Source organism: Paenibacillus naphthalenovorans, assembly GCF_900099895.1.
Lineage (GTDB): Bacteria > Bacillota > Bacilli > Paenibacillales > NBRC-103111 > Paenibacillus_G > Paenibacillus_G naphthalenovorans.
Map to the genome: position 1 here is coordinate 1 of NZ_FNDY01000094.1, position 1,261 is coordinate 1,261.

General features: G+C 40.0%; 2 protein-coding genes. Both read left to right on the forward strand.

Going from position 1 to position 1,261, the window contains the following annotated elements:
- Positions 1 to 40: 40 nt before the first annotated feature.
- The gene (locus BLT35_RS26105) at positions 41 to 820 is read left to right on the forward strand and encodes a BRO-N domain-containing protein (RefSeq protein ID WP_074730248.1); all 780 of its coding nucleotides are present in this window, start codon (positions 41 to 43) and stop codon (positions 818 to 820) included.
- Positions 821 to 836: 16 nt separating this feature from the next.
- Entirely contained in the window at positions 837 to 1,154 is a 318-nt protein-coding gene (locus BLT35_RS26110; RefSeq protein WP_074730249.1) for a hypothetical protein, read from the forward strand.
- The last annotated feature ends 107 nt before the right edge of the window (positions 1,155 to 1,261 follow it).

Below are 1,261 nucleotides of genomic sequence, written 5' to 3' on the forward strand. Positions count from 1 at the left end.
TTGAAAACTGAATCTGATTAATGGGGAAGGAGGAAGTGGAATGCAATTAATCACTATCAATGGGGTCAGGGGTTATATTGACGAGAATGGAACAGCTCGTCTAAATCTCGAAGATGTGGCTAGAGGCCTTGGTTTCACGACCGTTGCCAGAAGTGGCAACGAAGTTGTCAGATGGAACAGGGTTAACGAATACCTTACAGACTTGGGATTTTCCCATGAAGTTGGGAAAGACACATACATTGCCGAAAACATCTTCTATCGTTTGGCAATGAAGGCCAAAAACGAAACTGCTGAGGCTTTCCAAGCGAAAGTCGCTGATGAAATTCTTCCGTCTATACGTAAACATGGAGCTTATCTTACGCCAGCCAAAGTCGAGGAAGTCCTTTCCGATCCGGATACCATTATTCGTCTGGCGATGCAACTTAAACAGGAAAGGGAAGAAAAACGGCTACTTGCGGAAGAAAACGAACGGAAGCAGACTGAACTAGATTATAAAAGTGAAGTCATCATTGGTTTGGTGGATGAAATCGATCTTGCGACTAAACGCCAGATTCTTAATCGTGTAGTTCGAAAAGGCGGCGCAAAGTTTCAGGAACGATGGAGTGAACTTTATAAGCAATTTGAAATGAAATATCACCTTCGGCTTAGCGATCATCTAGAAAGGTACAACAGGACTCATAAGCCAAAGCTTAAGAACAAGGTAGATTATATCGATAAGGTGATGAATAAAATTCCGGAACTTTATGAAATTGCCTGCAAACTATTCGAAAACGACGTTAAAGAGCTGGTAAGTGAAATTTACGGCTTAAATTCACAATAATCTATAGGGGGTTCTAATGGAAAATTATCTTGCTCGATTAGAAGAGTTGCAAAGACTCATCAGTACAAATCAGATTACGGAAAGGGAAGCCCTTGAAGAACTTATAGATATCCTTCCTAAAATGAACGCTATCTCAGATGCTCTAATTAGGGAGAGCGAACGAATGTTGGATCAGTTGAATGAAGATCTCGATGTACTAAAAGATATTGGGATTGCCGGAATGCTGGCTCAACAATTCATTGAACACAGAGGGTTTTACGATGAATTTCAAATTTTTGCGAATAACGAACTTTTGAAGATCATTGATGAAACCAATCGGCCCAATATTCACTAAATCAAAGGAGTGATTTACTTGAACATAATTGAGATCGAGAAAAAAGCAGAAAACTTTCGGCAGCAGTTTGGAGGTAAGATATTTGTTTTTCCCATTAAGGAAGACGA